Genomic DNA, 14,673 nt, shown 5'->3' on the forward strand with positions numbered 1-14,673 from the left:
GTAACATGCGCACAGGGAGTTAATTTTGCTAAGGATAGCAGTATTACTTTTTACTATATTTAGTGCGACGAGCTCCGTACTTGCCGCGGGTGAGACTTGGTATGACTCTTCTTTCGTTAAGCGTGCATTCTTTGAAGTCGCGTTAAAGAACGAATACCGAACCGGTTATAAGCCATTAAATAAGTGGGATACACCAGTAAAAATCTGGGTGATTCATCAAGTTCCAGACGTTGCTCTGCACGATGAACTTACCGACCTTCATATCCAACACCTTACCGACATCACTTCATTTCCGATTGAACGTGCAAAATCAGAACAAGAAGCCAATATCCGCTGGATATACACCAATGAAAAACAATGGGTCGGTGACATAGAAAAAGAACTTGGAAAGCCTTCAACCAAAAATTTGCGTGGCGTGGTTTGCAAAGCAGGCTACCGAGTCAACTCAAGTACCAAAAACATAGTGCAAGCATCTATTATTATTCCGGTCGACCAAGCCAGAGAGCGTGGCAAGTTATTAGCTTGTATCGTTGAGGAAATAACTCAAGTTCTAGGACTGCCCAATGATAGTCCTCATGCCTACCCGTCTATCTTTAATGACGAAACACCGGATGATTTGCTTTCACCGCTTGATATCGTGTTACTGCAGCTTCTGTATGAGCCAGAACTCAAAAGTGGGATGACTAAGTCGCAGCTAGAGCCAGTCGTTAGCAAAATACTCAATCGCTATCAGAGTCAAGGGGTATTAAGCGGTGCTGTGCAGGAAGCGAAAGGCGCACCGCTCTATCAATTACTCAGGTAATAAGAAACTACCTAGTGGTTCGAGGCTTACTAACGAGAGGCTTTCTTTAGTTCAAAGTCAAACTCGTCAGGAAATAACACCACACCTTCTTCTCGCTCATTAGGAAATACCACTACAGACAACTCATCATCTTCGAGGCCGTATGTCCAACGACTGTGCCATTTGTTGAGAGAAATCGGTTCTGGTACACACTCTTCCCATTCGCCTGTCGCCCATGCTTGAGCGAACTCTTGATTCGGCCATACTGGCACACAATCATCGTCTTCTGTATTCAGCATGACACAACCATGCTCATCTTTAAGAATCCACACGGTACGATTCGCGACGATTTCTTTAATACAGTACTTAAATCGCTGCTCTTCATTGTAGCGATTAATGGTATCGATTTGTTCTGTAGTCAAAGACTTAGACATGCTTCTACTCCAATTAAAAACGCCCATAGTGTTGTCACTATGGGCGATAAATATCAACTTTACTAGTCGATGCCTTATGCTAGCTCAGTTTGTAGCCAAGGCCAGCCTTGCTTCTTACGGCTTAGCGTATTTTCCATCATAAGCACGCCATCTTTTTCGTGCTTAACGAGTTTCTCGGCCCACTCACCTTTGTAAAGTAGACGAGTTTGAGCTGTTGTAATGTCAGTCAGCATAACTGCAGCAAATGCTAGACCGTCTTTCTCACAGCGAGCTTCCAGATCCGCTTCTAGTGCTTCGATCATACCATCTACTTGCTCTAACGTTGCAAGTTCAACTTGGCCAACAACTACATCACGACCGTTGAATGGGTAACCTTTCAGGTCTTTTTCTACAAGTTCAGCCGCAGATAGGCCTTCGATGTTTGTCTTAGCGATCAATAGATCTTTGATGAATGCATTAACGTCTTGTACATCTGCAATTTCAGCCAATTCAGCCACTGCGTCTTTGTCTTTTTGAGTACAAGTTGGAGAAGCAAAACCAACGGTGTCAGAAAGAATTGCAGACATCATTAGCTTAGCGATTTGTTGTGAGATTGAGTGACCTTCAATCTTGAACATGTTGAACAGTACTGTGTTGGTACAACCAACAGGCCAGATCCATGCTTCCATTGGGTTCACAGTCATCACGTCACCTAGACGGTGGTGGTCTACGATACCTAGGATTTCAGCGTCAGCAACGTCGTCAGGAGCTTGTGCTAGATCAGAGTAGTCTACTAGCCAAATTTTCTCACCAGCTACAGATGTACGTAGCTCTGGAGTTGGTGCACCAGCAACTTCCAAAATGTGCTGAGTTTCACGGTTAATTTCGCCTTGGCGAATTGGCATTGCATCAAGACCACGCGATTTAAGTAGCTCAGTTGCTACTAGTGCACTACAAATACTATCGCTATCTGGGTTCTTATGACCGACAACTAGAATCATCTTTCTTCCTATTCAAGTCTGTTAAAGGCCTATTTCTAGGCAAATTGCTCACAAAGGCCGTTACTTTACCTGATTTTGAAAATTTGTCATCGGTTGTTGATGGATTAGACGTAACAATTCATCGCACCCAAGACAATCTCCCCACTCCAAACCATCTCGAAGTGAAATTAGAAATTACGACTAAACTTAGGAGAATGCTGAAAGGAGTCGACGATGCTGAAAAAAATATTCGTTCTTGTTCTGTTGTTGCATGCTCCCTACGTTCATTCAAAACTTATCAAAGCGACTCAAGCGGTATGGCCACCGTACATATTTGAACAACAAAACTCAGGGCTCGCAGTCGAGATCGTTACCGAAGCATATCTATCTCAAAACTACCACTTAAAGCTCGAAGTTAAGCCTTGGCTTCGCTCACTGAAGGAAGTTCGCAACAAGCAACAAGATATTCTGGTGTCTATCTGGTGGTCTGACGATAGGACGGAACTACTTGACTACAGTGTCCCCTACCTTATGGTTCAGCTTAAGTTTATTGTGCTGAAAGAGAACGCTTTCGAGTATGAGGACTTTAGCTCATTGTCTGGAATGAAAGTCGGCATCATCCAAGATTATGGCTATGGTGAAGAGTTTAATGCATCCAGCAACTTTACTCGAGTCGTCGCCGAAGACCTCAGCACTAACATAAAGAAGCTTAAAGCCAAACGAGTCCATGCCATCATTGCCGACGAGCGGGCGGCCATCCACACCATCCGTCAACTAGAGTTAAACCAAGACGACTTTTACTTCGTCCATAAGAGCTTAATGATCAAACCTGTACACTTGGCCATTGCAAAAGATCATCCTGATAAACAAAAGCTCATGGTGAAGTTTATGATTGGCTTGCACCAACTCAAACAAAGCGGCCGTTACGATCAGCTGTTAGAAAAATATCGTTAGTGCCTCGATAAATAGAGTTGCGAATAATTCCCACTTACATATAATGAGAATTATTCGCATTCTCATGAGGCAATTATGGATTTCGCTCGAACTGCTGTTTCATTACCAAGTTGGTTATCGCTTTCCCAGTTTAGATTAGCCTACAAACGCTTATTACTGCCTGTAATCCTGATAGCCCTATTGGTGGCGCCAATCACTCGTGAGGTGACCGTCTCCACCCTTTCTGACGCGTTTTGGGCCGTGTCTAGCTACGTAGCTTTTACGTTAGCTATATACCACTACCTCTCTGTCTTTATGAATAAGCAGAGCCGAGTCGTCGATTTATATCAAAATTCTCGTGGCTACCAAGTCATGTTCGCCTCTATTCTCGGTGCGCTTCCAGGCTGTGGTGGCGCAATCATAGTCACAACCCAGTATGTGAGTGGACGTGCTGGTTTTGGTGCTTTAGTCGCAGTGCTAACTTCAACCATGGGGGATGCGGCATTCTTGTTGTTGGCTAGCCAACCTGAAACTGGCTTTGTTGTTATCGCGCTCGGTGTTGTTGTCGGGTGCCTGTCTGGTTGGGTAGTCAATCTAGTCCACAAAGATGATTTCCTTCGCCCGGAAATAAAAAAAGTCGCTCCTCAGGTATGCCAACGCAAAGAAGGGGCGAAAAGCAGCCTCGAAACTAACGCCATTAATTTACAAGGTGCGTTTTGGAAATGGTTGCTGCTTCCAGCCACCATCGTTGCAGTGCTCGGCTCTTTCCAAGTCGACGTGAACGAATTACTGCAATTGCCCGCCACCAGTATCGAGTGGACAGGAGCACTGCTCTCAGTCACCTGTATGCTACTTTGGGCATTGACTCAAGAGATCAAAGATTACGAATCGACCGTATCCGAAGACGCAAAGTGCGTATCTTCACACCCTATCCAAAAAGCAGCGCAAGACACCAACTTTGTTTCTGCTTGGGTAATCGTCGCTTTCTTGGCTTTTGAGCTAACGACCTTTTTTGGTCAATTAGACCTTGCTAATTTGTTCAACGGTTGGGGAATATGGATGCCATTGATGGGCTTAGCGGTTGGAATGCTTCCTGGCTGTGGGCCACAGATATTGGTGACTAGTCTCTATATTAGTGGCGCAGTACCGCTATCTGCTCAGCTCTCGAATGCCATCGCTAACGACGGTGATGCGCTATTCCCAGCTATTGCTCTCGCGCCGAAGGCTGCCCTAGTGGCCACGATATACACCGCGCTTCCTGCACTTCTGGTTGGCTATGGTTATTACTACTTATTCGAAATTTAGACTTAGTCAGATAGAGAAAAAGAGAGACGAGCCTCTCTTTTTCAGTCTTTACTCTCAACTTTTAAGCTAAGGTGAAGTAATAATTGCTCGGCTGGTTAACCCCGCCTCTAACGGAACTTCTACTACTTGAACCGGCTCCTCGGTCAGCTTCTCGCCCGTCCAATAGTCATACCAATACACTGGATGATCAGAGGTTAACGTCACCTCTTTAGCATCCTCATGATAGTTAAACAAACAGTGAAGTTGATTACGATCGGTTAACTCCAGAAATGCGTGATGCAATGAGAGCGATGTAAAACGCGCCGCATTTTGGTTGTGGCGCTGACGTAGCATTAATTTACTTAATGCTGTCTTAGCGAAAGGAGTCAATTCTGGCAGTGGATCTCCAGACAACAATAGCCCACCACATGTTAGGAGGGTATTGCGGTGAAATTCGTAGTTACTTCTGTCTGTCGCTTGGTTGGCCAATGACACGAAAGTCGCACAATCTGGGTCGATCTGCCATAGCTTGCGATGTTGCCAACTTCGATAAAAGGTTTCTTTGGCGATCTGCTCAAAACGTTTTGGGTCACGTTCCACATCGTCGGATACACGCATAGCGTCTACTAGCCCTAGTGAGGGCCACATCGGTGCATTACATCCTAGTAACCATGCATCTTTCGCACCTTCCGCTATCGCTTCCATTCCTAATCGATAAGCCTGTACACCTGTCACCCCACTCACGTGTCGCTTACCCTTGAGTGTTCCCCAGTAATTGGCATCAAGTTTAAACAGTTCAACTCCCCACTCTTCACGCATTACACGTACAACATGGGTTAGGTGTTCTTGCACTTCAGGGTGAGACGCATCTAACACATACCATGGAGTGCAACGCCATCCACCATAAGTGACATCTTCAGCTTTCAGCAGCTCACCATTCGGATGTCGAACAAACCAATTCGGATGCCGTTTAAACACCTTAGACTCTGGCTGAGCAATAAACGGGGCGAGCCAAATTGCAGGTTTCTTACCCTTACGTTTAATGTCAGATATAAGCTCTTTCACACCGCCAGAAAACTTATCTGAAGGTGTCAGCCAATCCCCCATAAACGCTTGGTAGCCATCATCCAGTAACACCCATTCGAGATTACTTAAATCACCTGACATCACTTCCAAGTTTTGTCGAATATTGTCTTCATTTACATCAGCGTAATAGGCGTACCAAGAACACCAGCCAATCGGCGCTTTGGATTCCACACCTGCTCTTGGTGGGTGGCGCAGTGAGATCAAATCAGAGTATCGTTGGTACAGCCCTGATAACGACTCTCCATTCAGCACAACTACAGACTCTAGCTCGGTACTATCCCAATCTAGTGGATAGGTATCTTCACCATCAATATTCGCTGAAATCTGAACGGAATGTTCCTCTTGGCTTACTTCAAAGTAGCCCGCAAAACGTGAGCAACTAGTAAAACCAAACAGGGTATAACCCACTGAGTCCTCAACCACCAAATAGTTGTAATAGCGCTTATTTTGTTGTTGGCCATAAATCCGGTATGAAGGGCTGTTATCTGGGCACCGGCCAATATCGACTGGCTGCTCAAATGTCCCCGTCGTTTGCGCCAACATTTGGAACCCATCGCCAAGGAGCGTCGCACTGTGCTCGAAATCGAACTCACAGGTAAATAGTTGGTAGTCACTTGGAATGGGATGATTGTGTAAACCAATATAGCGGAAGGTCACTTCGTTGCCTTGGACTTCATCCAGCAAATCAGGATTCACAACAACAATATCTCGATGACAAGGAAGATGAATGGTATGAGACATAAGCACCTATAAAGTTTGACCCGCGAAAAACCACACTAAATTATTGACTCTATTATCTATGTGATTCATTCCCCATAGCGTTACTCCAATCACGAATTCAGCGAATATTACAACAAAAAACCTGCCGAATCGGAGATCAGAGCCAGCAGTTCATGGATAGCTCCACCGAAGGTACATTCATGCATTGCTCAAGTGACCTACACTTAAACTAATCTGCCGCTTCTAGGATTAACATAAATTAGAGTGACATGTTGAACACGCTACGACTCCTGCTCATCACTTCTGTCTTCATTTACTTTCCTCAAGTAAATGCCAATGTTGTGACGGCGGCACAAAATGAATGGCCGCCTTACATCAACGACTCAGGTGAAATGCCCGGCCTCGCATACGAAGTCGTGCGAAGAGCACTACGAGTGGAGGGGTTTAAATTACGTTTTAGGCTCAAGCCTTGGAGCCGAGCATTCAAAGAAGTGTCCAATCAAAAAACCGACCTATTGATCTCGGTTTGGTACAACGAAGAAAGGGCAAAAACCTTTCTTTATAGTCAGCCATTTATGATTAACACCGTACGTTTAGTGACACTAAACGCTGACAAATTTTCCTATCGGACGCCTAACGATATCCGCAATAAAAAGGTCGGCATACTCGACAATTATTCTTATGACGAAAACTTCTTAGCTTCCGAGGCTTACACTAAGGTAATAGCCGTCGACCTTATCGCCAGTATTAAACTGCTCAAATCAGGTCGAATCGATATGTTTGTTTCAGATGAGTTGGTTGCACGTTGGACGATCAATTCCCTAGCCTATAACGTTAGTGACTTTGCTTTTATTCATAATGAGATCGCTTCCCAGCCACTATACATTGCTATTAGCAAGTCACACCCTAAGGCAAATCAAATAATCGAAGCATTCAACCAAGGTTTACAGTTTCTAGTGGAATCAGGAGAGATGAAAGCAATCTACAAACGCTACCAGTTTGATTTCGACCAACAATACTGGGATGAATGGCGCAGCGAAGCGATGCGTGCAAAATAGAACAGCATAGGATCAACCCAACTGTGTATCGCCCAACCTAGATTACGGACATAAAAAATGCCGGCTTATAGCCGGCATTTTGATTTAAGGTTCTAGCAATTATGCTACTTCAATCGGACCACCGAACGAAGTCACTGGTGGAAGCTTGCCTGTAAACTTCTCAAAGTCCACCAAACAAGTATTTGCAGAGGTTGCTTGCGCTAGTTCAGACGTTGGGATGTCTTGAGTCAATGTGTTTGGATCGCCGTATGTATCTAGAGCGCCAACTTTTTCATTGATTGGGCCATACCAAGCACCTTCTTCAATACGCACAACACCAGGCGCATAGCTATCCATTAGGACAGCACCAGCAAGCAGTTGACCACGGTCGTTAAACACACGTACTACATCGCCATCTTTAATGCCTTTCTTCTTAGCATCTTGTGGGTTGATGTAAATAGGCTCACGACCTTGTACTGCATATGTCGCACGGAACTCTTCAGACTCACACATTTGCGAGTGAAGACGTTTGTCTGGGTGACAAGATTGCAGCCAGTATGGGTGCTTGTTAGAACCAGGGCCACCATGTGAGCGCTCAGACTTCTCGAACCACATAGGGTGCTCCTGACAGTGCTCGTAACCCATGTTGCCGATTGTACGGCTGGTAATTTCGATAAAGCCTGATGGTGTACCCAGCGCGTTGATCTCTGGATCTTCACGGAAAGAAGCGTGACGTGTCCAAGGCTTACCTTTACCAAAGTCTAGGAAACCTTTTTCCCAGAATTCTGCAAATTCTGGCATTTCAAAACTGCCTTCGTTCGCAGCACGACACTCGTTGTAAAGCGATTTCACCCACTCCATTTCATCCATACCACGCGTGTAATCATCGAAACGACCCCAGCGCTTGGTTAGGTTCGACATGATTTCAAAGTCAGTCTTAGATTGGAATAGCGGGTCAACTAGCTTGTGCATTGCAATCAAGCCACGACCTGAGTATGCACCGTAGCCATCAATATCGTTACGTTCCCACTGCGTACAAGCTGGAAGTACAATATCAGAATGGCGACACGTCGCTGTCCAAGCAAAGTCGATCGCTACGACAGTTTGCAGAGTTTTGAACGCTTTACGCATCTTGTTGCGATCTTGGTGATGGTGCCATGGGTTGTTACCACTGAATACCATCATCTTAAGATCTGGCAAGGTTACCGTCGCACCGTTCGCTTTGATCTTCTTACCAGGCTCTAGCAAGCTGTCTACCCAACGTGCTACTGGGATTACACGGCTATAACCTTTGTAGTCAGAGTTAGTGTACTTAGGCTCTTGACCTTGGTCGATATTAAGCGGGAACGAACCCGGAGCAGCGAAACCAGTTGATGATACACCGATACCTGAGTAGTGGTGACCGTAAGAAATACCACCGCCAGGAAGACCAATTTGGCCAACCATTGCAGCAATGACAGCACACATCCAGTAAGGTTGCTCACCGTGTTCTTGACGCTGAATACTCCAACCTACCAAGATTTGTGTACGACCGCTTACCAACATCTTAGCAAACTTACGAATAGACTCTGCGCTTGTGCCACAGATCTCTGCAGCCCATTCTGGTGTCTTCTCGACTTTATCTTTCGTTTCACCTTGAACGTACTTGATGAAATCATCGAAACCTAGACAGTAAGTTTCGATGAACTTCTTGTCGTATAGGCCTTCGTTGTATAGCACGTGCGCAACACCCAGCATGAACGGTACGTCCGTTTGTGGGTTGATGTACATTTGCTCGTTGTCTAGGAAGCGACCTGTTTTATTCTTAACAGGGTCAACAGACACAACATTCACTTCTTTCTTCGCAACTTTTTCTTTTAGTTGCTCAAGGTATGCGAACGACTCGTGAGTTTCACATGTCCAGCCCACCTGTAGGTTCTTAACAGGATCGTTACCCCACAAAATAATGTTGTCACTGTTTTCTAGAATCAGCTCCCAAGATGTACCTTGTGCATAGACTTCTGTTGAACCCAGAACGTAAGGCATGATGGTTTGACCCGCACCAGTCGAGTAGTCACCAATCTTCTTCACTGAGTTGCCATGTAGTGCCATCGCACGTTGCATGTGGTTAGTACAGCTGTGGAACTGACCTGTTTGTCTCCAACCAGTTTGACCCGTGTGCAGCGCGTATGGACCGTAGTCTTTCTGGACACGCTCAAGCTCGCGGTAGAATAAGTCTAGAGCTTCGTCCCAAGTCACACGGATGAAGCGGTTGTTACCACGAGTATCCGCGCTGTATTTATGCTTCTTAAGCCAATCTAGGCGAACCATTGGGTAGCGGACACGTGATGGGCTGTAAATGATGCCTTTAATACCATTCAGCATATCGGTTGGATGCTTATCGATTTCTAACGGCTTAATCTCTTGAACTTTACCTGCGTACACTCGAGCGCGGAATGCGCCCCAGTGTGAACCAGATACTTTCCAAGTACCGTCAGTTTCTGCTGCAGAAGCAGATGCCGACGCCAATAGGCTTGGGCCAATAACCGATGCCGCGCTGGTAGTAGCGACACCTTTCAGAAAACTTCTTCTTGTAATTGCCATTGTGTTACTCCAATTGACGTCTTATTAGTGATGGCCGTCAGAAAAATCTGATGAGTGCTTCTGTAGATACTTAAGAACAAGCGCTTCTGTATCAGTATCGAAGTTAACGAATGCAATCATACCGTCTAGCATGCCTACCCAACCGTTAGCACTGAAGTGCGCTTCGTCTGGCTGAGAGTGACAAGTTGAACAGTTCGATTGGTATGCTTGACCCGCTGCGTTCCAGATTGGATCGAAGTTATCAACCATAGACTCTTTCTTCATCCAAAGCGCTAGGTTTACTTCTTCCCATGGAAGACCCGTTAGCTCATCTTCTTTCTTCTCGCCCACTGTGATCACGTCACTTTGAGATACTTCTTTCGTTAGGATCGCTGTTGAGATGTTCATACCAAACTCTTCTTGGATTACACGGCCAAAGCCTTTCGCTTTACGCCATCCATCGATTTGGATTTTGATCATGTCGCCTTTCTCATCGATCACCGCTACTTTACTCGCAGGGCTTAGTAGGCCTGCCTCAACTGTTGCTGACTCGTCGGTGTACATAGGTAGGTGACGGATAGAAATAACGTCGTTGCCTGAAGAGTAAGACGTGCTGCTTGCTACTTGCTCTAGCTCACCTACGATACCGCTCGCTGATTCCATATCGAGTGGAAGGTTATGCGCAATACCCTTGTGACAATCCACACAGCTTTGGTCACGCTCAGCAGCGTTCTTCATTTGAATGCGAGCTGTTGGACGCATGTTGTCGAAATCCATAGAGTCGTAGTTGTGGCAGTTCTTACACTCTAGAGATTTGTTTGCAGAGAAACGATCCCATTCGTGTTTTGCTAGGTCGATACGACGCTCTTCGAATTTTTCTGGGGTGTCTAAGTCGCCAAATACTTGTGCGAACACTTCCTTAGAAGCTTGCATCTTACGCGCGATCTTAGCTGTCCATTCGTGTGGAACGTGACAGTCTGGACACGTTGCACGAACACCAGATGTGTTTTTCCAGTGCACAGTGTCTTGCAGTTCTTGATATACGTTGTCACGCATGGTGTGACAGCTGATACAGAATTCTTCTGTGTTGGTCGCTTCTAGTGCGGTGTTAAATCCACCCCAGAAGATTACGCCGGCAATAAAGCCGCCCATTGTTAGTACACCTAAACTAATGTGTACGGCTGGGCGAGTCATTGTACGCCACAGTTTAACTAATAATGACTTCATGATTAGCTCTCTTAAAAATTGATTCTATATAAAATGTGGATGCGAGAAGGCATTACATGCCGCCATGTGCACCAGGAGGTCCGAATACAAACACTTGCAGGGCCCAAACAAGGAAGCCGTAACCACCTACGAAAGCCACACTTAATACGGGAAAAAGAACTACGGTAATGAAGAGGAAAGACTTCCACTCCAATGAGCGCTTCTCACCACTCTCAATTTTGTTAACATCACTCATACATTTGCCTATTTTGTATTTAGTAATTGGAACTGCCCTGTGCACCAGAGCAAAAGTTTTTTCATTTTCTAATGGGAAATGTTAGACCATACCAAGAGTAAGGTTCAATGAAATACACACCTCCCAACCTTGTTATCAAACACTTTTTTGAGCTCATCCAGAGATGTGTTTGATTAACAAATCATGTATAAAAATATTAATAGATGTGAAGAAAAAAGCAGGTTACCACTTAGTTAAATTCATCACATGAATTTAACGCACATTGATTTAGATCAATTTAAATCAAGGCTTTAAGCACACTTTTTGCGTGCTACCTAGTAATTAAGTGTAAATCAATTGTTAGTAAATGTGTTAAAAACTTATCTGAGATTCACTTCTAAGAAATTCACACAGTTAGGTGGAAATTCAGTACAATAGCCAAAGCTATTCGAGGACCCCGCATGGACAGTGTTGTAGACATTTCTTTCTGGCAATTAGCGCTATTTAGCCTCACCCTTCTCATCCCAGTTTCAATTAATCACTATTACCAGTTATCACTCGGTAGAGACATTGTGATTGGAGTGCTACGCATGACGATACAGCTGCTTGCTGTTGGTGTGTATTTGGAATATTTGTTCCAGCTCAATAGCTTGTGGGTGAATATGCTTTGGCTGGTGTTGATGATAGGCATTGGAAGCAGTTCGATTATCAGCAAAGCGAAGTTAACCAAACCTTACCTCTTCCTGCCTGTTTCCCTTGGCTTGACGGTTAGCTTAGTTCCTTTATTGATTTTGATTTGCGTCGTCGTTGTGAAGCCGACTCCACTGTATAACGCGCAATACCTCATCCCTCTTGCCGGTATGCTATTGGGGAATTGCTTAAGCGGAAACATCGTTGCGTTACAGAACTTATTCACTGCCTATGACGAACGAAAGCACGAATACGAGGCAGCGATCTCGTTAGGGGCAACTCCAATTTACGCCTCTATACCATTTATGCGCGCTGCGATGCAGAAGTCCTTTGCGCCGATTCTGGCGACAATGATTACTACAGGGTTGGTGACGCTGCCCGGAATGATGACAGGCCAGATTTTGGGGGGTGCTTCTCCAATGGTCGCCATTAAATACCAGCTACTGATCATGATTGCGATCTTCGTGATGATGAGCGTCTCAATTACGTTATCACTAAGGCTGACAATAGCTCGTGCTATCTCTCCAGAAGGGCGAATTCTGGTCACTCGCATTGATAAGTCATAGCCGATAGCAACTGATTACTTTACAACCACTTATGACTTGCACACCGACTTTGAAACACGTTATCCACAGAAAATGTGGATAACCTTAATAAAGAGCGGTGAATGCTTAGCTGCAGCATTTAAGCTAAACAGTAAAAAGGCGGCTAATGCCGCCTTTTTAATCTCTTAGATAGATTAACCAGTACCACATGCCAACAAAAACTCCACCGCCAATAATGTTGCCCAATGTCACTGGAATCAGATTATTGAGGAAAAAGCCCATCAGATTTAAGTCTGCGTAATCTGCGATGTTTGCGCCAGTCATCTGCCAGAACTCGGCTGGAGCAAAGTTTTTGATTGCTATTGCCATTGGCACTTGAAACATGTTGGCGATGCAGTGTTCAAAGCCCGCTGAAACAAACATGGCAACAGGGAGGATCATCACCATTATCTTGTCTGTTAAAGTGCGGCCACTGAATGTCATCCACACAGCTACACATACTAACACGTTACACATAATGCCCAATGCCACTGCAGACAAAAACGTATGGTGCAACTTGTGCTGAGATATGGCCATTGCATTGATGCCGACTTGACCATGATCGAACATGTATTGCTTGGTAAGCAGCATACATACCACCAGCAGCAATGCTCCTATCAGGTTACCTGCATACACCACTAACCAGTTGTTAAACAACATTTTCCATGTAATTTTTCCACTTGCACGTGCTACCAGCGTTAATACCGAGCTTGTAAACAGTTCACCGCCAGTAACAACAACCAGAATCAGGCCAAGGCTAAATGCCAAACCGCCAACAAACCGAGTCATTCCCCAAGGCATATCCCCCGCACCGGTAGTGACTATGGTGTAGAACACGAATGCAATACCAATATGAATGCCAGCCGAAATAGCAAGGAGAAAGGATTTAACAGGATCTTTGGTCGCCTTACCCACGCCAATTTCTGCAGCGCGTTCCGCCATTTGTGGAGGCAATAAAGAGTCGAAGTGATTGAGGTCCATAGGTCTGTTACATTTTGAAACAAGTGAAAAAGTGCGCGGATAATCGCTTTATTTCCCTAACAATTCAAGGGAGAAATTACATGTTCACTTAAATTGTTTTTATCATGACATCAATTGCATTATATTCAACACCCTCACGGCCTAATCGCACGTGAATATTTATCACATAAAGCTTTGTATTAAAAAGACATTTACTAAAAAACCATCACCCACCAATTCCTATAGAAGTAACTATTATAACTACGCAAACTATTAGATAATTTTGGTATTAGAGTGACTGGTACGCTAAATTAATGGGGGACAACGATTAATTCTCCACCAATTTGGGTATAGGTAACACTTCTTTCTTTAGGTATTTGCAGAGCTCAGTAACCAGGCTTAATGTGTCTGTAATCGCTTATAAATAAGGACGATAGAATGAAATATTCTCCAGAGCATATCTCCGAACTCAATCTTCTGCTGCAATTCGATTTAAGTAGTGCTGCTACCGGTATTAAAGTTCATCACGACGCCTCAGAAGAAATGCAGTCAGCCGTGAGCCGACTATATGAAAAAGGGTTATGTACCTTGCCTGATGGAGGCTACCTAACCGACGAAGGCATTGAAGTTGCTGAACATGCCGACAAGATCCTACGAGTTTTGAGTTCTTAATTCTTACTCACAACAAAGGGCTAGATTGAAATAATCTAGCCCTTTGTCTTATTCAGCGATACTTCGCTTATGCCCAAATAGGCGCTTATAAGGCTGGTACTTGTCGTAGACCCAGTTGAAACCCGTTGCGTAGAAAAAGAAGAAGACCAAGAACCCAGCTTCAACCGCTAAAGCCCCCAACCAACTGATATTGAGAAACCATGCAATCGCAGGCACAGTGACAAATATCAGCCCTCCTTCAAACCCAGCAGTATGGGCTAAGCGTAACTTCAGCGACCGGTCATTTCGGTTATCACCAAAAAGCTTATCGAAGCCAATGTTATAGACATAGTTCCATACCACCGTGAAGATGCTGAGCCCAACCCCAACAACCAACAGTTCATTACCACTTTTACCCGTAAGCAAAGAAGTGACCGGCACAATTATCGCCAAAGCCACCATTTCAAACGTAATCGCGTGGAATACTCTTTCATTCGTTGTCATCAAATTGCTCGCTCTTGTTTTTGCGTTGGTGGGATTATCATCTATAG

At 44.7% G+C, this 14,673-nt stretch carries 14 protein-coding genes; 6 read left to right on the forward strand and 8 right to left on the reverse strand.

What is annotated here, in order from left to right; translation table 11 throughout:
- Window positions 1-25: 25 nt before the first annotated feature.
- Window positions 26-802: a DUF2927 domain-containing protein gene (locus ACXABW_RS09155; RefSeq protein WP_457522322.1), complete on the forward strand. Its 777-nt coding sequence runs from the start codon at window positions 26-28 to the stop codon at window positions 800-802.
- A 29-nt stretch (window positions 803-831) separates the two neighbouring features.
- Here the strand turns inward: ACXABW_RS09155 and ACXABW_RS09160 are convergent, their stop codons facing one another.
- Both ACXABW_RS09160 and ACXABW_RS09165 read right to left on the reverse strand, forming a co-directional pair.
- Entirely contained in the window at window positions 832-1,215 is a 384-nt protein-coding gene (locus ACXABW_RS09160) for a DUF2750 domain-containing protein (protein ID WP_252027500.1), read from the reverse strand.
- 74 nt (window positions 1,216-1,289) lie between these two features.
- The gene (locus ACXABW_RS09165) at window positions 1,290-2,195 is read right to left on the reverse strand and encodes a manganese-dependent inorganic pyrophosphatase (protein ID WP_457522324.1); all 906 of its coding nucleotides are present in this window, start codon (window positions 2,193-2,195) and stop codon (window positions 1,290-1,292) included.
- A 213-nt stretch (window positions 2,196-2,408) separates the two neighbouring features.
- Between ACXABW_RS09165 and ACXABW_RS09170 the strand changes: the two genes are divergently transcribed.
- Both ACXABW_RS09170 and ACXABW_RS09175 read left to right on the forward strand, forming a co-directional pair.
- The gene (locus ACXABW_RS09170) at window positions 2,409-3,128 is read left to right on the forward strand and encodes a substrate-binding periplasmic protein (protein WP_457522326.1); all 720 of its coding nucleotides are present in this window, start codon (window positions 2,409-2,411) and stop codon (window positions 3,126-3,128) included.
- Window positions 3,129-3,203: 75 nt separating this feature from the next.
- Window positions 3,204-4,412 carry a putative manganese transporter gene (locus ACXABW_RS09175; protein ID WP_457522329.1) on the forward strand — a complete coding sequence of 403 codons (1,209 nt, stop codon included), beginning with the start codon at window positions 3,204-3,206 and terminating at the stop codon, window positions 4,410-4,412.
- A 66-nt stretch (window positions 4,413-4,478) separates the two neighbouring features.
- On the opposite strand, the gene ACXABW_RS09180 is transcribed toward ACXABW_RS09175, so the two are convergent.
- On the reverse strand, window positions 4,479-6,218 hold the full coding sequence (locus ACXABW_RS09180) for a glycoside hydrolase family 36 protein (RefSeq protein WP_457522331.1): 1,740 nt from the start codon (window positions 6,216-6,218) through the stop codon (window positions 4,479-4,481).
- Between the two features lie 248 nt (window positions 6,219-6,466).
- Between ACXABW_RS09180 and ACXABW_RS09185 the strand changes: the two genes are divergently transcribed.
- Window positions 6,467-7,255 (forward strand): substrate-binding periplasmic protein, encoded by a 789-nt coding sequence (locus ACXABW_RS09185; protein WP_457522332.1) that lies wholly within the window; start codon window positions 6,467-6,469, stop codon window positions 7,253-7,255.
- A gap of 99 nt (window positions 7,256-7,354) precedes the next feature.
- Here the strand turns inward: ACXABW_RS09185 and torA are convergent, their stop codons facing one another.
- From torA to torE, 3 genes are read right to left on the reverse strand one after another with little or no spacing between them, the layout of a single operon-like run.
- Window positions 7,355-9,817, reverse strand: a complete 2,463-nt coding sequence (gene torA / locus ACXABW_RS09190; protein WP_457522334.1) for a trimethylamine-N-oxide reductase TorA — start codon at window positions 9,815-9,817, stop codon at window positions 7,355-7,357.
- Between the two features lie 24 nt (window positions 9,818-9,841).
- Window positions 9,842-11,023, reverse strand: coding sequence for a pentaheme c-type cytochrome TorC (gene torC, locus ACXABW_RS09195; protein ID WP_252027507.1), 1,182 nt, complete (start codon window positions 11,021-11,023; stop codon window positions 9,842-9,844).
- Window positions 11,024-11,075: 52 nt separating this feature from the next.
- Window positions 11,076-11,258: a trimethylamine N-oxide reductase system protein TorE gene (gene torE / locus ACXABW_RS09200; protein ID WP_252027508.1), complete on the reverse strand. Its 183-nt coding sequence runs from the start codon at window positions 11,256-11,258 to the stop codon at window positions 11,076-11,078.
- A 440-nt stretch (window positions 11,259-11,698) separates the two neighbouring features.
- On the opposite strand from torE, the gene ACXABW_RS09205 reads away from it, so the two are divergent.
- Window positions 11,699-12,493, forward strand: coding sequence for an ABC transporter permease (locus ACXABW_RS09205; protein WP_457522336.1), 795 nt, complete (start codon window positions 11,699-11,701; stop codon window positions 12,491-12,493).
- Window positions 12,494-12,649: 156 nt separating this feature from the next.
- Here the strand turns inward: ACXABW_RS09205 and focA are convergent, their stop codons facing one another.
- A complete protein-coding gene (gene focA / locus ACXABW_RS09210; RefSeq protein WP_457522338.1) occupies window positions 12,650-13,492 on the reverse strand; it encodes a formate transporter FocA in 843 nt (280 codons plus the stop codon).
- A 417-nt stretch (window positions 13,493-13,909) separates the two neighbouring features.
- On the opposite strand from focA, the gene ACXABW_RS09215 reads away from it, so the two are divergent.
- Window positions 13,910-14,143 (forward strand): TIGR02647 family protein, encoded by a 234-nt coding sequence (locus ACXABW_RS09215; RefSeq protein WP_252027511.1) that lies wholly within the window; start codon window positions 13,910-13,912, stop codon window positions 14,141-14,143.
- A 48-nt stretch (window positions 14,144-14,191) separates the two neighbouring features.
- Here ACXABW_RS09215 and ACXABW_RS09220 read toward each other — a convergent pair whose 3' ends face one another.
- Complete coding sequence (locus ACXABW_RS09220; protein WP_457522340.1) at window positions 14,192-14,626, reverse strand: PACE efflux transporter; 435 nt, start codon at window positions 14,624-14,626, stop codon at window positions 14,192-14,194.
- Window positions 14,627-14,673: the final 47 nt, after the last annotated feature.

The sequence above is a fragment of the Vibrio paucivorans genome (assembly GCF_054053395.1).